The sequence below is a fragment of the Paenibacillus sp. FSL R5-0378 genome (assembly GCF_038009285.1).
GTDB classification, from domain to species: Bacteria; Bacillota; Bacilli; order Paenibacillales; family Paenibacillaceae; genus Paenibacillus_AQ; species Paenibacillus_AQ favisporus.
The window spans coordinates 1,099,870-1,116,517 of the sequence record NZ_JBBPAY010000001.1; the positions used below are offsets into that span (position 1 = coordinate 1,099,870).

The window sequence follows — 16,648 nt, forward strand, 5'->3', positions numbered from 1 at the left end:
AAAACCGTCCGGTCATAGAGAACGGCCTGCCGGAAGATCTGTAGCTGAACCGTTCCCGGCGTAAAGGTCCAGTCTGCCGGGGGTATCAAAGACACTTGTAAACGCTTTAATCATAAACCGTAGATTGCTTTGCCTAAAGCGCGGGCAGTCATACAGGAGAGGATGGGAATGCAATGCAGGTGAATCAAGTTCGCGAGTTGGCTGTGAAACTGAAAGAGAATATCGGGAGAGTCATTGTCGGCAAAGAGGGAGAAGTGGAACTGCTGCTAACGGCCTTGCTGGCGTCAGGACATGTGCTGCTGGAGGATGTGCCGGGTACCGGTAAAACGCTGCTTGCCAAAAGTTTGGCGGCGTCCCTGTCGCTCAGCTTTCAACGGATTCAGTTTACCCCCGATCTGCTGCCGTCGGATTTGACGGGCATCCATTTCTACAACCAGAAGGACGGCGAGTTTCAGTTTCGCCCGGGGCCGCTGTTCTCGCGGATCGTGCTTGCGGATGAAATTAACCGGGCCACGCCCAGAACCCAGTCCAGCCTGCTGGAGTGTATGGAGGAGCGGCAGGTCAGCATTGATGGTCAGACGATGGCGCTGGAGCGGCCGTTTATGGTGCTGGCCACCCAGAACCCGGTCGACAACCAGGGCACGTTTCCGCTGCCCGAAGCCCAGATGGACCGCTTTATGATCCGCATGAAGCTGGGGTACCCATCCGCAGCGGAAGGGAAGGAGATTTTGAAGCGGACGCAGGGACCGGCCGGCTTAACGGCAGAGCGGGCCGAGCGCACGGCAACAGCCGGCGAGGTGCTGGAAGCCCAGCAGCTGTGCACGCAGGTGAACGTGAGCGAGGACTTGATGGGATACATCGTATCCCTGGCCGAAGCGACCCGCGTCCATGCGGAAGTGGCTCTTGGCATCAGCCCCCGCGGAACCCAGGCGCTGCTGCGCGCGGCGCAGGCTTATGCTGCGCTGAATGGACGGGAGTACGTACTTCCCGATGACATCAAGCATCTGCTGGAGCCGGTCTGCGCTCACAGACTGGTGCTCAAGAAGCGCTACGGCGGGCAGCATGAGGCCGCCCGGCGCATTCTGCTTGAGGTGCTGGATCAGATCGCAGTTCCCAGCGAAGCGGGACTGGAAAGCGGCGTGAGATAATGGCGATGCTGTGGCTGCTTCTGGCCTGCGGCGGCGTGTTGGTGCTGCAGGGCCTGATCCTGGGCAGGGGATCGCTGCGAAGACTGACGTACGAGCGCCATTTCAGCACGGAAACCTGTTACGTGGGAGACCGGATCGAAATGGTCGAGGTGATCGAAAACGGCAAAATGTTTCCGGTGCCCTGGCTGCGCCTGGAAGCGATGCTTCCTTCGTCCCTGATGTTTAAGCGCAGCCGGGAAACCTCGATCAGCGAGGGGAATATCTATCAGAATCATACGAGTTTATTTATGCTCCGTCCCCGGACACGGATTACCCGGACGCATCAAATCCAGTGTACCCGCCGGGGGATCTATCGGATGGACTCGGCCACGATGACCGGCGGGGACCTGTTTGCGGTCTACACCCCGTCACGGCAAATTACGCTCAGCAAACGGCTTGTCGTTTACCCGGAGCTGCTTGGCGATGACCGGCTGCCTTCCTCCTGGAAGACATGGCAGGGGGAGCTCGCGGTGCGGCGCTGGGTCGTTGAGGATCCATTCCTCATTACCGGAATCCGGGAATACGCCGCGGGAGATCCGATGAACCGGATCCACTGGAAAGCCACCGCCAGAACAGGCGAGCTTCAGGTGCATAAGCACGGCTATACCGCCGATCCGCGGGTCATGATCTGCCTGAACATCGAGGTGTCCGAGCAGATGTGGAACGTGGTGACCCGGCCGGAGATGGTCGAGGATGCGCTGTCCTATGCGGCTACCTGTGCGGCTTCGCTGATCCACCAGGGTATGGCCGCCGGTTTCACCCATAATGCGTCGGTTAATCCAGAGAGCCAGGCCATGCTCCGGCTCGACCCGGATTACGGCACGGCCCATTTGGAGAACGTGCTGGAGGCGATGGCCGGTGTGGATATGAAGACGCGGATGTCATTCCACGAAATGCTGCGTCTTGAAGCGGAGCGCGAGTCGGAAGAGACGGTCGACTATCTGCTCATAACGGCCCATCTGTCGGAAGCGGTCCGGGAGAGCATCCACGGACTGGAGAACAAAGGTCACCGCGTATCGGTTGCGGAATGGCCGGATGCGAGGGAGGCGGCGGTATGATACGTCAGCAAGCGCAAGCCCGTTACCGGGGAGCCGGGGGAGCATTATACTTCTCGCTGCTAGAGTCCGCCTCGCTGTACCCTGTGGCCGTGCTGCTTGCGGCATATGCGATGCCGCTCCATCCGCTGCTCATCTGGCTGCTTGCCGGGGTTGTTCACGCTGCAGGCGTACTGGCCGGCCGGGAGCAGTCCCGCAGCGGGGGCGGCCGCCTGTGGACACCGATCCCGCTGGCGGCCGCGGTCCTGCTGCCCCTGGCCGTGTTCGGGCTGCGGCTCGCCGCGGCGCTGGCCGCTGTGGCTCTGCTGGCGGCTGCGATCCGCGGGCTGATCGCCGGGCGCAAGCAGTGGTGGAAGACAGCAGTGCAGCGGCTGCCGCTGATCGGCCTTGGCGCCTCGCTTGTGCTCTACATTACGGCCGGCCAGGTCAGCGCCCTTCATCCGCACCGCACGTCGCTGTACGTAATGGCGATGATTACGCTGTTCGCCCTCCTGCTGCGCATGAACGGCGAGCGGGTCCGGGACGCCTCGCACGCCGAGCAGGCCGACCGTCAGCTGTTTGGCCGGATTCTGACGGCAAACCGCTCGATGACGTGGATCGTCATTGCCGTTATCGCCCTGCTCAGCGGATGGAAGGGCCTTGGTGCGATCTTCCTCTTCCTGCGGGACGGCCTCCGGTCTCTCCTCCAAGGCTTGGGAGGAGACGGACAGTCTGTGGAACAGCCTCCGCAAGCACCGGCCGATCCAATGATGCCCGATCTGTCCGGAATGGATCAGGGTCCGGTGCAGCACCCAATGTGGCTGAAAGTCATAGGCTATGCCGTCCTGGGCATTCTTTGCCTGGCTGCCCTTGTTTTGCTGGGGATGCTGCTGTATAAGCTGTTCCGGCGCTGGCTTCCGGAGCGCATCCGAAGCTGGGTCCGGCGCCTCGCTTACCGGCTCGGGCTGCTGCGCCAGATCCGGCACATTTCCGAGGAGACGGCGGACTTTGTGGATGAGGTCGAGCGAATCGACCGCGTTGCCGCCAAGCCCCGCCGCTTCCGCAAGGAACCGGATATCAGCGGCAGCGACCCGCGTCAGGCTTACGAGAGCCTGATCCGCCGTGCGGTCAAGAAAGGATTCGCGTTCCGGGCGAGCCGTACGCCTGCGGAGAACGGCGCCGAGCTTGCGGCGGGAGAGAGCTTCACCGGCATGGCGCCGGAAGCGGTCCATACGCTCATCGAGCGGTATAACGCCGTGCGGTACGGCGGGAAAAAGGAGCCGTAGAAGCCCTGCTCCGGCCAGCATGATGCCGTACACTTTTGGTCGTGAAGGTCCCCTAAAGGGGGCCTTTTTTGTGTTCTTGGACGTCCAATAGTTACGCCGAGGTAACTTCATTACGATAAAGTGCCTACTTACGCAAGCGAAATAGAGCTACTACAATGGGGTTGTGGTTCACGAACCAAATCGATCATAAAGGAGACAAACGCATTATGGAACTTCAACTGGCACTTGATCTTGTCGATATTCCCGGAGCCAAGGAAATCGTAAACGAGGTTGCTGATTATATAGACATCGTGGAAATCGGAACGCCGATCGTCATCAATGAGGGGCTTCGGGCGGTGAAAGAACTGAAAGAGGCCTTCCCTTCCCTGCGCGTGCTGGCAGACCTGAAAATCATGGACGCCGGCGGATACGAAGTCATGAAGGCATCCGAGGCCGGGGCGAGCATTATTACCGTGCTCGGCGTCTCAGACGATTCCACCATTCGCGGAGCCGTGGAAGAAGCTAGAAAGCAAAACACAAAAGTCATGGTCGATATGATCAATGTGAAGGATATTGAACAGCGCGCCAAGGAAATTGACCAAATGGGCGTGGATTATATCTGCGTGCATTCAGGGTACGATCATCAGGCGGCAGGCATCAGCTCCTTTGAAGATCTGCTGACGATCAAACGGGTGGTGAACCGCGCCAAGACGGCCATTGCCGGCGGGATCAAGCTGAGTACGCTGCCTCAGGTGATTGCGGCCGGCCCGGATCTGGTTATTGTGGGCGGGGGAATCACCGGTCAGGATGACAAGCGGGCTGCGGCATCGCAGATGAAGCAGCTGGTCAGTCAGGTCTAAGATGAACACGGCCGATTATGCCCTCGAAATTACGAAGGAGCTGCAGCGATCGATTGCCCGTATCTCGAATGGAGAAGCGGACCAGTTGGCTGACATGATTCTTGAAGCCGGAACTGTATTTGTGGCGGGAGCCGGCAGGTCGGGCCTGATGGGCCGGGCGCTGGCCATGCGGTTAATGCATCTCGGAATTACCGCATATGTGGTCGGCGAGACAGTGACACCCGGAATCGGCCCGGGGGACCTGCTTGTCATCGGGTCCGGGTCAGGCGAGACGCAAAGCTTGGTCACGATGGCCAGGAAAGCCAAGGAGATCGGAGCAGCGGTCGTCACCGCAACCATTCACCCGGACTCCACGCTGGGCCGGTTGTCCGATTTCCCGGTCTGTCTTCCGGGTACGCCGAAGGAACAGCAGGCAGCGGGCAGCGGAGAAAAGGTGACCATACAGCCGATGGGATCGCTGTTTGAGCAAACCTTGATCATTTTGTACGATGCCGTCGTTCTCCGCTTGATGGAGCAGCGGGGTCAAGATTCCTCCCAGATGTTCGGCAGACACGCCAACCTGGAGTAAAGCTTCACCTGAAAAAGATACCCATCCAAACAGGAACCATCCCGGAGGTCGCAGACCGAGGGATGGTTCTTTTTTGCATCAAGCGAAAAAGCGAATCGTGTAGTATCCTATAAGAAGGAGGTGGCAGCGTGGCAACGGAAATCAAAGACCGTATCAACTTAAAAGAAATTAATTGCGCGAAGGAACTGACCCTTGCCGTGATCAGCGGCAAATGGAAGTTGATTATATTGTGGCATTTGGGGCTTGAGGGGACGAAGCGGTTTGGCGAGCTGAAGAAGCTGATCCCCAATGTGACCCAAAAAATGCTGACCAACCAGCTTCGGGAGCTGGAAGACGATCAGCTGATTTCGCGGAAGGTATATCCAGAGGTCCCTCCCCGGGTGGAGTATTCGCTGACCGAATACGGCCGCTCGCTGATGCCGGTGCTGAAGATGATGTACGACTGGGGCAGTCATTATGGGGACCGGGTCATTTGGAAGGACGATCATTAACAGGTCGGCATTCTCTTCATCGGAATAATTTTTTCACGTACTTAAAAAAATATGAAGTTCAATCCCCCGCAGAGTCCAAAGGCAGCTGAGTAAAAAGCCGCCGCTTTGCGGGGGTATTTTTTTGTGACATCGCCTGTAAATGGGGTAATAATTAGAAATTGATTCCAATTCTGGCTGCTGCAGCTGCTGTAAAGGAAGGATGCCGATGAAAGACCAAACGCCGACACGACGCATTGAAGCAGGCTATCTCATCCTTGTGTTTGTCATCATGATTCAGGAGCTGCTTATTTTTATCAAGGTATATGCAGATCAAGCTTATACCACTCCGGAGCTGCTGTTCAGTCTGGGGACATTGGCTGCGCTGCTGATCGGCTTCTTTATGCCGGTCGGCGTCACGGCGGTGGCCGTCTTCTTTTATCTTGTGAGTTATTTTGTGTGGCTGAACACTTATGCACATGTGGATATCTTATCTTTCTCATGGCTGCTGCTCGTTCCCGCCAACATGATTCTGGCCTCTGTGATTCATTCCGGGTTGATCCGCAACCGGAGACTGATCGAGCGGCTGGAGGATTTGAAGGACATGAGCCCGCAGCTGGACCTCGATACGTCCCTCGGGAACAAGCTGTCCCTGGAGGATGCCGTCATCAAACACTCCAATCTCGCCAAGCGTTATCCGCAGCGTTACGACTTCTGTATGGCGATGTTTAAAATCGAATTTTTGCCGCTCGTCAAAGAGTCGCTCGGATCCAGGCGGTACGCCCGGCTGCTGCTCGAGTTATCGCACACGATCCAGAAGCAGATCCGCTACGAGGATTATAAATTTTTCATCGACCAAGGGCGCTTTGTGGTCTTGTATCCGATGACGAATCAGGAGCATTTGCAGCAGCTCACCGCCCGGATTAAGCAGGCTATGATGAATGTTGAAGCCGTCGACCGGAGCGGGAGCCCGCTGAAGCTTGTCGTCCGCACGGGGGCGCTCGTGTTCCAGCCGGAGCAGTTCAGCAAGTATGAACATATCGATGCGGTCATTGCCGCATTGGAGCGCAATACGGAGACCGATCTGATCGGTGAGTATGTATAAGGAGAAAGGAGGGCGCCCGCATGTCGTATGCCCAGTGGTTTATACCTGTATGTATCGGCGTCAGCATCTTTTTTGCCGCAGCGGTGCTGGTGCTGACAATCGCCACGCTGATGTTCCGGGCCAAAGTCAAGAAAAAATACGATCGGGGGAATTTCAGTGGCTGACGTGATCCTGCTCCTGTCGATCGTATCGATCTGGATCGCCGTGCTGGAGTCGATTGTCATCATGGCTGGGGCGATCCGGTTTGTGTACAGGCAAAACCGGGGGGCTCTGGTGCGCAGCGGGCAAATGGACGATTTTCCGACCGTGACGGTGATGGTCCCCGCCCATAATGAAGAGTTGGTCATTACCGCGACAGTGGAGCATATTCTGCAGCTGTACTATCCCCCGGACAAGGTCCAGATCATCGTGATCGCCGATAACTGCACCGACCGCACCGCGGACAAGCTGAAGGCACTGAAGGCCAGAACCAGCTATAAAGACAGGGACCTGCTCATTTTGGAAAGAACCGGCACCGGCGGGAAATCCGGAGCTCTGAATGATGCGCTGAAGGAAGCCACCGGCGATTGGATTTGCGTCTATGACGCCGATGCCGCACCCGAGCATAACGCCCTCTACTTTCTGATCCAGAAAGCCATGGAGCAGCCAGAGCGCTACGGTGCGGTGTTCGGACGGAACAAAGCGCGCAACCGCGGGCAGAACCTGCTGTCGCAATTCATCAACCTGGAGCTGATCACGATTCAACGGGTGCATCATACCGGTCTGTGGGAGCTGTTCGGTCTGGGAACGATCCCCGGGACCAATTTTATCGTCAAACGCTCGCTTATGGAGGATATCGGGGGATGGGATGAGCACGCCATCACGGAAGACACGGCGGTGTCCTTCGAAATTTTGGGCCGCGACCAGCTGATCGCGCTCGCACCGCAGGCCGAAGCCTATCAGCAGGAGCCGGAAAGGCTCGACGTCTACATGAGGCAGCGCCAGCGGTGGGCCAAAGGGAATTACAAGGTGGTCGTGGACAATATCCACCAGCTGTTTAATCGGAGCAGCTGGCGGATCAAGCTGCACGTGCTTTATTATGCCGCAAGTTATTTTTGGTTCATGGTGGCGATTATCGTTTCCGACCTCATTTTTATCGTCAACCTCGTGTACCAGATCATTGCGCTCTTTCACCCGGATACGGTATCTCCGTTCCAATTCAGCAGTGACCTGTATGTGTATCTGGTCATCGCCTGGGCTCTGATGTACTACATTTATGTTCTTCAGATCAACCTGGCACTGGCCACCGATATCGGACAGAGCAACGTCAGGAACTTCATCCTGTCCTGTGTGTCTTACTTTACGTATGCCCAGCTGTTTCTGGTCATTTCGCTGCTGGCCTTCTGGTCGATGATCGTCGATAAAGTGACGGGCAGGCAGAGCAAATGGTATAAAACCAAGCGCTTTGGATAGGCGCCTCTCACCATTGCCCAGCCGCGGCATATAATGGACCGACCGGTGCCTACAGAAAGGAGATCACGCCATGAGTTATCCCTCATACGGTGGATGGTGTCCCCATTATTACCCGCGGCCCTATTACTATTCATGGATTCGTGAATACCCGCAGATCAAGACCGATACCCTCAACCAGTCCATTCAGGGATATTATTCGCTGATGGAGGAGGGCTACAAAATTCTCAACAGGCTGTCGGACCATGCCTTTGCCGTTCAGGTGATGACAGCCGCCCAGGCCGGCAACAAGCAGGAGGTGGACCGGCTGATGAAGTCGATCAGCAGCAGGTCGAAGATTTCGTCCGAGTTTTCTCCGAGCGGAATCGGGATTACCGTCGACCCGTTAGTTGAAACCGACCCTTGCTGCAAACTGGCCATGTTCCTGAAATGGGGAAAATAAAAGTGAACGGTGAGCGTACCTGATGATCAGCCACATCCGATGGCAGCCCGAAACCTTCGCGTTTCGGGCTTATTTGACGTTCGTTCTATGCGGAGTTCCCAAACAGCCGGGCTCCCTGATTTGTGCTGCCTTCGCCAAACGGAGTGCTGTACCCCCGTGTTCCTGTTGTATACTTAAGTTTAACGGAAGAATGTAACGGACAACCTGTTCGGCAATAGCACGGAATGACAGGATTTTGGCGAATGACGGGGTTATGATGACTTACGAGGAGTGATCGGATATATGGCATGGGTAGAATCGCTGCAGCGGGCAATCGATTATATGGAGGACCACCTCTCCGAGGACATTACCATTGAGGAGATCGCGAAGCAGGCACATTCGTCGCCGTTTCACTTTCAGCGGACCTTTACGCTGCTGACCGACATTACGATCGGCGATTATCTTCGGCGCAGGCGGCTGTCTCTCGCAGCGAAGGAGCTGACGGGGACGGATACCAAAATTATCGACCTTGCCTGCAAATACGGGTACGACACTCCCGAGGCGTTCTCGAAAGCTTTTCGCAAGCAGCACGGCGTTACCCCGACGGAAGCGCGGAAAGGGATCGGGAAACTGCAATTTTATAACCGCCTGGTCATCCAGGTAAGTCTGAAAGGAGCCGAACCGGTGAAATATCATATTGTGGAGAGAGAAGCGTTCCAGGTCGTTGGAGTCAAACGGGCCTTTTCCTGTGAAAATGGCCAGAATCTCGAGGGGATTCCGAAGATGTGGCAGGAGGTTCACCAGAACGGGGTCAACGACCTGTTGTTCCGCGTGAACAGCGGGCAAATCAAGGGCGTGCTTGGCGTATGCGTCGATCAAAGCGCGGTGAGACCGGAGGAGATGGACTACTGGATTGCGACCGAGTGCGACCAGGAGGTGCCGGAAGGCTTGGAGAAGCTGGACATCCCGGCATCCAAATGGGCCGTGTTCGAAGTGCGCGGCCCGATGCCGGATGCGATGCAGAGCGCCTGGAAGCGGATTTTCTCCGAATGGTTTCCGTCCAGCGGTTACGAGTATACCGGCACCGCAGAGCTGGAGGTTTATACAGACGAGGATCCTTCCAGTCCGGACCTGTATTCGGAAATTTGGATTCCGGTGAAGTAACGACCTGTACAAGCGCTGCAGCCCAAACAAGGCCGCCTCTTTAGAGGCGGTCTTGTTGATGTTGTGCTAGTGAAAAGCCGTCGTTGATTTGCAGCCTGCTGTTACGGCTGGATTTTTGCAGGAAAGCCGGAAGCGGCCGGCGTATCAGTATATGATCGACCGCTTTAAGCATGAATCCCGTTTTGGAGGTTGGAGAAGCTAATGACGCCTTTTACGATGAACGTCATCCACATTATTCAAAATATACCGGAGGGCCGCGTGATGACCTATGGGCAAATCGCCGAGCTGGCGGGGAGCCGGAGAGCGGCAAGGCAGGTCGTGCGCATTCTTCATTCCTTGGGCAAGAAGCACCGTCTTCCCTGGCACCGGGTCATCAACGCGAAAGGCGAGATCGCCCTTGTAGAGGAGGAGTCGCGCATGCTGCAAATTCTGTATTTGAAGGGCGAGGGGGTAGAGGTTGACGCCGAGGGGCGGATTGACTTGGAGGCATACCGCTATCATCCGGAGCCTGGGGCGGACTGAGGCCTTGCCACAGACTCCCTCCGTTCCAATAAGTGTAGCGGGGGGCGCTTTCCCGATGGATGAAGGGTAAATACGGCCGGGACATTCAGGAGGAAGCGAGCAATGCGACCAGCTCTTTTTGATATTGCATGAATCGGTCTGTAGAAGGGATGACCCGTGCGGCAGACTGGATCCCGCCGATTTTGATGCTTCGGACGACGGGATACGGTGCAGACAGCAGTGCATGCAGTAGGGAGAGATCCGGAGCGCTAAGCTGCCGGTGCCGCTGGTAGTATTCGACGGCGCGCAGCATTCCGCCAGCGTTCCAGGTGAAATTGCGGTGGAGAATGTGGGCTAAGTCTTTCATTCGCACATGCAGTGAGCTGTTTTCAAAGTCAATCAGATGCAGCTTTCCCCGCTTGTCTTTAATCAAGTTGGGATAATTATAATCTCCATGGATAAAAGCAGATGCCTGCTGCTCCGCTGTAATCGCCGCAAGAACGGCGGGCTCTCGCAGCCGGCTGATCGCTTCTTCGCAAGGAGGGACTAAGTGGCGTGTATTTTCGTAGCACCCAAGCAGGTCCTTATAATCCGAGACATCTTTCTCCAAGTCGAAATAACGTATTCTAGAGGCGGGGGCCTCCCCTGCGGGAAAGCCTTCGGCGGCAGCGTGAAACCTGGCCAGCGAGCGAAGACCTTTCCTCAAATCCGCTGCTGACCCAAAATCCGGCTGCCTTCCGTGCACCCAATTCGTCAGCATATACACCGAGCCCTGATGGATCATGACCGGCGAAAGCGCGGTTGTAGGGTATACTTTTGGACTGCGGGTAAATCCCCGTTCGTCCAGGCAGGCAAAGACCCGGGCGATATAGAAGACTTCTTCCACTTGAACATCGTAGCCCTTCAAGCAGTAAGTACCCAGACGAGTCCGAATTCGGAACACGTCCTTTACCCGTCTGATTTCACGGATTCTCATGCCGTAGGTTTCTTCAATGCCGGTCCTGAAGTCCGTCACAAACATCACCCCTTGGTTATAGATTTGCCCACCTGCTCATATATTCCATCGCCTGACGCCTGAGCACCCAGGTCTGGTCCATGGTCTTCAGCATCTCGGCGCTTCTGTTGCTTCGTGGGAACCGGACGGCATACCAGGCTTCCCTCGGCAAGCCGTATAATGCCGTTACCAATTTTCGCTCCGGTGGGCTTAAGGGCCGGATCCCTTCGTATCCCCTAAGAAAAGCCTCTATGAATGCAGTATTAAACCCGGTCGTATTCATGATCGTCTTGGCCGTATCCGCATAGGTGGAGCCGACTCTGATAAAATCCCAGTCTATAATATGAAGACGCTCGTCATTTGCGATAATGACATTCGGCGGCGTGATATCGCCGTGAATTAAGGCCGGATTCGCCTTTTCTTGGGCGCAAAGCCGCGAAATATCCGGATGGCGGATTTCGGACCATGCCTCATCAGAGAAGCGTTTCCAAGCCGCGCCGTATTTACTGACGGCTCTTCGGAGCGCCGTATTTGCGGAAGCTGCTTGAACCATGTTTTTCCGCAGATAACGATCCTTGACTTTCCACAGTCGAACTTGCTCCAAGGTAGCCGATTTCGTTGTGGGCGGCAGCCCGCAGCGGAGGGTGTGAAGCTTTGCCAAGGCGTGGCCCAGCTGCTCACAATCCTGCTCCGTCCCCATCGGCCGTCCATGAATCCACTCCGTCATATAATAAGGCTGCCCCTGGCGCATGACCCACAGCTTTCCCGAGTCGGCAGGAAGCCAGTCCGGCATAAAGCCGTAGTCGTTGTTCATTAACAGACGAACATACTTTGCGGCTGATTTGATTTGGGCAGCCAGACCTGAGCGAAGGTGGGGATTCCGGTTATACGGCTTTAATGCAAACGTGCCCAGGTTCGTCTGGATCTGGATCACGGCGTTTTTCCGGTAAAACGATGAGACCGGCGTGGAGCGAAGGGTTTGCAGACGGAAACGCCGGGAAATGCTGCGGATTTCCCTTTGACTCAGTAGATGTGACATGGGTGGGGTCTCCCTCCGTTAGAAAGTAACTTAGACAGCAGCGCATGGTGTGGTGACCGTTGATTTTTTATCGTATTCTTTATGTCATGAAAGGTATGGACATTCGCCTTGGATTTCGTAAAAGCTTGTGGATTCTTGGAACGATGGACGCTGGCACGGGGGTTGACTTTCCACTTAAGGGAAAGCTTTATACTGGAGCGGAGAGGAGGCTGGGAAATGTTCAAAATTACGGAATTTTCGAAAATTAGCCAGGTATCGGCCAAAGCGCTTCGCTATTACGACCAGATCGGGCTGTTGAAGCCGTCTTATACCGATCCGGATACGGGATACCGATTCTATACGGCAGACCAGCTGAAGCGGGTTCACCGGATTCTGGTGTTTAAGGACCTGGGGTTCACCTTGGAGCAGATGATTCCGCTGCTGGACGGAGCCTTGGGCACGGAACAGATGCGGGCGATGCTTCTTCATAAATCGGCCGAAATTGCCGAGATGCTGAGGGAGGAGCAGGCCCGCCTGAACCGGATCGAGGCCAGGCTGGATGAGCTGGACCGGAGTGAGGATGGAGAGCCGCCCCTGGATGTCATCGTGAGGCAGACCGGCCCTGAATGGATCGCCTCCATTCGGGAAGTCACCTCCAAATCGAAGGTTCCGGGGCTGATCCGGGAGCTGCGGCAGGCCGTCAAGACGCTGTACAAGGGCGCTCTGGACCAAAGGGTGATCGTTCTGTGGCACAGCTGCGCCGAATGCGAAGACGCCGTGGACCTGGAGGTAGGCGTTCCGGTTGCGGGCCCCCTCCCGGACCAAGGCCGAATCCGGGTTAGGGAGCTGAAAGGCGCCAAGCTTGCTTGTATAGCCCATTCCGCAGGCCTAGCGGGTTCCTATGAGGTCACGGCCAAGCTGGCCGGTTGGCTTGAGGAACAGGGATACGGCATTTCGGAGAAGGAACCGAGCCGGGAGATTTACTGGGAACTGCCGGACCAGCCGGCCAGCCCGGTGTTGTCCGAGCTGCAGATGCCGATCGTGGACAGACCGGGCGGAGCTCCCGGGGCAGAGGGGGGACAGGCATGAGGGAAAGAAGACGGGTTCCGTCCGGTATCCTGCAGGTCCTCCTGCTGGCGGTGGGCATTTTTGTGATCAGTACGTCAGAGCTGCTCCCGATGGGTCTGCTGCCGGACATCGGACGGCAGTACGAGGTCACCGTTCAGACAGCAGGATGGCTCGTCACCGCCTATGCACTCGGGGTTGTCGCGGGAGGACCGCTGCTGACGGTCGCCACAGTCCGGGTCCCCCGCAAACGCCTGCTCCTATACATGCTGGCCCTGTTCGGGGCAGGGAGCCTGCTCAGCGCAGTCGCGCCTTCCTTCGGACTGCTGATCGCCTCCCGCGTCGTCAGCGCCGTGGCTCAGGGGGCCTTCTTCGGAGCCGCCGTCGTCATGGCAGGCCAGCTGGCGGCTCCGGGACGGGAAGGCGCGGCCATATCTCTGGCCGGGTCGGGGCTGACGATTGCGACGGTCATCGGCGGGCCGCTGGGCACGCTGCTCGGACAGCAGCTCGGCTGGCGCTTTCCCTTTTGGATGCTGGTCATCATTACGCTGCTCGTCGGAGCGGGCATCCTGTGGAAGATTCCAGACATGCCGCAGGCGACACGGCCTCAGATCCGCCGGCAGCTCGGGCAGATCGCCCGTACGGGCCCGGTACTGGCCCTTTTAACGACCGTATTCGGATTTGGCGGCGTCTTTTTGGCCTTTACGTATATCTCCCCGATCCTGCAGGAGATCACGGGGCTTCCGGAAGAGCACATTTCAATCGTGCTGCTGCTGTTTGGGCTGGCGTCGGTGATCGGGAATGCCGCTGGAGGCAAGCTGGCCGACCGGCATCTGCATTCGGCTCTCTTGGGCAGTATGGGCCTGCTGCTGGCAGTGATGATCGCCTTTTATTTCACGAGCACTTCGGTCGTTCCCGCGCTCATTACAGTGTTTGTGTGGGGAGCGGCCGCTTACGCGATGGTCACTCCGCTGAACGTCCAGGTGCTGCGGCGGTCCGGCTCGGCGCAGGATTTGGCCTCCACCCTGAACATCTCTGCCTTTAATCTCGGCAATGCGCTTGGCGCCTTTATCGGCGGGTATGTGGCTGAGAGCAGGCTGGGGCTGTCCGGACTGCCGCTGGCTTCGGCCGTGATTGTGGCCATTGGCATCGCCTTAGCCGCGGGCAGCGTGATGCTGGAGCGCTCGAAGCCAGGAAGCGCAGCGGCAGCGGGACAGGCGGAATGCGTGAATGCTGCAGGCGAGGCGTCTTGCGGAATGAATCCCGGCGCCCAGTCATAGATTACAGGAAGCCGGATCATAGAAGCCAGTTAGACCTCCCGAAGGCGGGAGGTTTTTTTGGCATGTGCTGCTTTTTCATTTTTTTCTGCTTTCGGTGTCACAAATGCTTCCCCTTCCTCGTGATATATGCAAAACCAAAGCGGGGAGTGGACGTTATGGAAAAGTTAACATGCGTCGTGGTCGGCGGCGGCTACGCCGGAATCAATGCGGTCAAGGCTTTGCAAAAATCGCTTAAAGGGGCTGGCCGGGAACTCAGGCTCATCCTGATCAACAAGGATCCTTATCACCTTCGCAAGGTGCTGCTGTTCAAGCCGGCGGCTCTGCAGGAGGATATTGCCGTCCCCTTGAGACAATTGTTCCCGGAGGGGGAAGGCGTAGAACTCGTTCAGGGGGAGGTCACGCGTGTGGATTTTGACGCCAGGCAGCTGATCTACAGCCGCAGTGAGGGCGGGGACGCACGCCTTGGATATGACATCCTGGTGATGGCGGCGGGGAGTATGGTCCGGCGCCCACAGCCGGATCAGGGCGGTATCGCGCTGACCTCGCCGGAATCGGCTGAACAGATCCGCCGGATGTGGAAGCAGAATCTCCGTGAAGCGGCCAGCGCCAGTGCGGAGGAACGCGCCAAGCTGCTGACGTTTGCCGTGGCCGGAGGGGGCATCAGCGGCATTGAAACCTCGGCTGAACTGGCTCATGCCATTCGGGCGGATGCTGAGGGCCTGGGTCTCAATCCCGCGGACATCCGGGTGTATCTGGTCAATGCCGAGGAGCGGTTGTTTGCGCAGGGGCCGGCGAAGGTATCGCGTAAACTGGAGGGGTTGCTCGCCGGCGAAGGGGTCACCACGCTGCACAGACGCAAGGTCCTTCGGGAACGCGGCGGGGTGATCGCCCTTTCAGACGGGAGCGAAATTTCCGCAGGGCTGTGCGTATGGACGCTTGGCATCGTGCCGAATCCAAGGCTTTCCAGCATGGGCTTCCCGATTACTGTGGAAGGAAAAGTAGTTGTCGATGCGAGCTATCGGGTGGAGGGCAAACCCGGCGTCTACAGCATTGGAGATTGCGCGCAGATCGTCGATCCGGAGACGGGCCGGGCAGACAGTATGACCTGCAAGGAAGCCGGCGCTCAGGCGAACAGGCTCGGCCAGGTCGTGGCGGCGGATGTCGAGGGCCGTCCTGCACCTGTCCATAAAGGGTATATGGATGTTTTCTGCTTCGGCCTTGGTCCGGCCAAAGGAATGGTCTGGACCCGGCAGTGGGGACTCGATATGATCATACAAGGGAGACTCGGCTGGAATATTCGGAAATTCACCTGGGATCATGCGAGTCTGCTCAAGTGAGCAGCGCCATGCCAGTAGGAAAGGTGAGCAATCCATGAGGGAACTGTATGAGAATTACCGTCCGCTGCTGTTTTCGATCGCTTATCAAATGATGGGCTCCGTGTCCGATGCGGAGGATGCGGTGCAGGACGTTTTCGTGAAGCTGGCGGACCGGGACCTGGCACAGCTGAAAGAACCGAAATCCTACCTGTGCAAAATGGTTTCGAACCGCTGCCTGGATATGCTGAAATCCACCCAGAGGCAGCGGGAGCAGTACTTCGGGCCATGGCTGCCCGAGCCGTTCGAGACGTCGGCGGAGGATACCGCCGAAACCGTGGTTCGCGGGGAGCTGCTGTCCTACGCGATGCTGGTGCTGCTGGAGCGGCTGTCCCCGCTGGAGCGCGCCGTCTTTATCCTTCGGGAGGCGCTCGGCTTTGAATATCCGGACATTGCGGAACTCGTCGAGAAAACGGAGGTATACTGCCGCAAGCTGTTCAGCCGGGCCCGTGCCAAAATGGGGTTCGATCCCGAGATGCCGATTCAGCCGGAAGCTGCAGACGAAGAGTGGGTCCACCGGTTTCTGTCGGCTCTGGAGCAGGGTAGCATGGATTCCGTGCTGTCTCTGCTCTCGAAGGACGTCGTCATCACCTCCGACGGCGGCGGCAAGGCGTCCGCGGCGGTTCATCCGATCGTGTCGCCGATCTTCGTCGCCCGCTTTGCGCTGGGCGTGTATCGCAAATTTTCGGCCGCTGACGGAGACATCCAGATTGAGCATGTCTCACTGAACGGCCAGCCTGGGATTGTGTTCCGGTCTCAGGAGGGGGTCGAAGGCGCCATGCTTCTCCATGTGGAAGGTGACCGGATTCGTGATCTGTTTGTCGTCAGAAACCCCGATAAGCTTCAGCATCTGTAGAACGGTAGGTTAACGCAGCAGTTTAAGGCCCCGGGAATCAT

General features: G+C 57.3%; 18 protein-coding genes. 16 read left to right on the forward strand and 2 right to left on the reverse strand.

Going from position 1 to position 16,648, the window contains the following annotated elements; all coding sequences use genetic code 11:
- The first annotated feature begins 173 nt into the window (after nucleotides 1-173).
- The 12 genes from MKY74_RS04885 to MKY74_RS04940 all read left to right on the forward strand — a co-directional run bounded on the left by MKY74_RS04885 (nucleotide 174) and on the right by MKY74_RS04940 (nucleotide 10,042).
- A complete protein-coding gene (locus MKY74_RS04885; RefSeq protein ID WP_076172142.1) occupies nucleotides 174-1,148 on the forward strand; it encodes an AAA family ATPase in 975 nt (324 codons plus the stop codon).
- A gap of 5 nt (nucleotides 1,149-1,153) precedes the next feature.
- Nucleotides 1,154-2,245, forward strand: coding sequence for a DUF58 domain-containing protein (locus tag MKY74_RS04890; RefSeq protein ID WP_244169304.1), 1,092 nt, complete (start codon nucleotides 1,154-1,156; stop codon nucleotides 2,243-2,245).
- Nucleotides 2,242-3,507, forward strand: a complete 1,266-nt coding sequence (locus MKY74_RS04895; protein WP_076172138.1) for a DUF4129 domain-containing protein — start codon at nucleotides 2,242-2,244, stop codon at nucleotides 3,505-3,507. The genes MKY74_RS04890 and MKY74_RS04895 overlap by 4 nt, the downstream gene beginning before the upstream one ends.
- 206 nt (nucleotides 3,508-3,713) lie before the next feature.
- The gene (hxlA, locus tag MKY74_RS04900; RefSeq protein WP_076172136.1) at nucleotides 3,714-4,346 is read left to right on the forward strand and encodes a 3-hexulose-6-phosphate synthase; all 633 of its coding nucleotides are present in this window, start codon (nucleotides 3,714-3,716) and stop codon (nucleotides 4,344-4,346) included.
- Between the two features lies 1 nt (nucleotide 4,347).
- A complete protein-coding gene (hxlB, locus tag MKY74_RS04905; protein WP_076172134.1) occupies nucleotides 4,348-4,914 on the forward strand; it encodes a 6-phospho-3-hexuloisomerase in 567 nt (188 codons plus the stop codon).
- Between the two features lie 128 nt (nucleotides 4,915-5,042).
- Entirely contained in the window at nucleotides 5,043-5,405 is a 363-nt protein-coding gene (locus tag MKY74_RS04910; RefSeq protein ID WP_076172132.1) for a winged helix-turn-helix transcriptional regulator, read from the forward strand.
- 205 nt (nucleotides 5,406-5,610) lie between these two features.
- Nucleotides 5,611-6,486: a diguanylate cyclase domain-containing protein gene (locus tag MKY74_RS04915; RefSeq protein ID WP_076172130.1), complete on the forward strand. Its 876-nt coding sequence runs from the start codon at nucleotides 5,611-5,613 to the stop codon at nucleotides 6,484-6,486.
- A gap of 20 nt (nucleotides 6,487-6,506) precedes the next feature.
- Nucleotides 6,507-6,650: a hypothetical protein gene (locus MKY74_RS04920; protein WP_167372888.1), complete on the forward strand. Its 144-nt coding sequence runs from the start codon at nucleotides 6,507-6,509 to the stop codon at nucleotides 6,648-6,650.
- Complete coding sequence (locus tag MKY74_RS04925; protein WP_076172128.1) at nucleotides 6,643-7,938, forward strand: glycosyltransferase family 2 protein; 1,296 nt, start codon at nucleotides 6,643-6,645, stop codon at nucleotides 7,936-7,938. Before MKY74_RS04920 ends, MKY74_RS04925 begins: the two co-directional genes overlap by 8 nt.
- 70 nt (nucleotides 7,939-8,008) lie before the next feature.
- Nucleotides 8,009-8,377 (forward strand): hypothetical protein, encoded by a 369-nt coding sequence (locus tag MKY74_RS04930; protein WP_084203961.1) that lies wholly within the window; start codon nucleotides 8,009-8,011, stop codon nucleotides 8,375-8,377.
- A gap of 282 nt (nucleotides 8,378-8,659) precedes the next feature.
- Nucleotides 8,660-9,520, forward strand: coding sequence for an AraC family transcriptional regulator (locus tag MKY74_RS04935; protein WP_076172125.1), 861 nt, complete (start codon nucleotides 8,660-8,662; stop codon nucleotides 9,518-9,520).
- 201 nt (nucleotides 9,521-9,721) lie between these two features.
- Nucleotides 9,722-10,042, forward strand: coding sequence for an MGMT family protein (locus tag MKY74_RS04940; RefSeq protein ID WP_076172122.1), 321 nt, complete (start codon nucleotides 9,722-9,724; stop codon nucleotides 10,040-10,042).
- An 85-nt stretch (nucleotides 10,043-10,127) separates the two neighbouring features.
- On the opposite strand, the gene MKY74_RS04945 is transcribed toward MKY74_RS04940, so the two are convergent.
- Entirely contained in the window at nucleotides 10,128-11,036 is a 909-nt protein-coding gene (locus MKY74_RS04945) for an aminoglycoside phosphotransferase family protein (RefSeq protein ID WP_244169303.1), read from the reverse strand.
- Between the two features lie 16 nt (nucleotides 11,037-11,052).
- On the reverse strand, nucleotides 11,053-12,054 hold the full coding sequence (locus MKY74_RS04950) for a phosphotransferase (RefSeq protein WP_076172117.1): 1,002 nt from the start codon (nucleotides 12,052-12,054) through the stop codon (nucleotides 11,053-11,055).
- A gap of 216 nt (nucleotides 12,055-12,270) precedes the next feature.
- Here MKY74_RS04950 and MKY74_RS04955 point away from each other — a divergent pair, with 216 nt between their 5' ends.
- From MKY74_RS04955 to sigJ, 4 genes are all read left to right on the forward strand, one after another.
- A complete protein-coding gene (locus MKY74_RS04955) occupies nucleotides 12,271-13,122 on the forward strand; it encodes a MerR family transcriptional regulator (RefSeq protein ID WP_076172114.1) in 852 nt (283 codons plus the stop codon).
- Nucleotides 13,119-14,378: an MFS transporter gene (locus MKY74_RS04960; RefSeq protein ID WP_076172112.1), complete on the forward strand. Its 1,260-nt coding sequence runs from the start codon at nucleotides 13,119-13,121 to the stop codon at nucleotides 14,376-14,378. The genes MKY74_RS04955 and MKY74_RS04960 overlap by 4 nt, the downstream gene beginning before the upstream one ends.
- 155 nt (nucleotides 14,379-14,533) lie before the next feature.
- Nucleotides 14,534-15,715, forward strand: a complete 1,182-nt coding sequence (locus tag MKY74_RS04965) for an NAD(P)/FAD-dependent oxidoreductase (RefSeq protein ID WP_076172109.1) — start codon at nucleotides 14,534-14,536, stop codon at nucleotides 15,713-15,715.
- A gap of 34 nt (nucleotides 15,716-15,749) precedes the next feature.
- Nucleotides 15,750-16,607 carry an RNA polymerase sigma factor SigJ gene (gene sigJ, locus MKY74_RS04970; RefSeq protein ID WP_076172106.1) on the forward strand — a complete coding sequence of 286 codons (858 nt, stop codon included), beginning with the start codon at nucleotides 15,750-15,752 and terminating at the stop codon, nucleotides 16,605-16,607.
- Nucleotides 16,608-16,648: the final 41 nt, after the last annotated feature.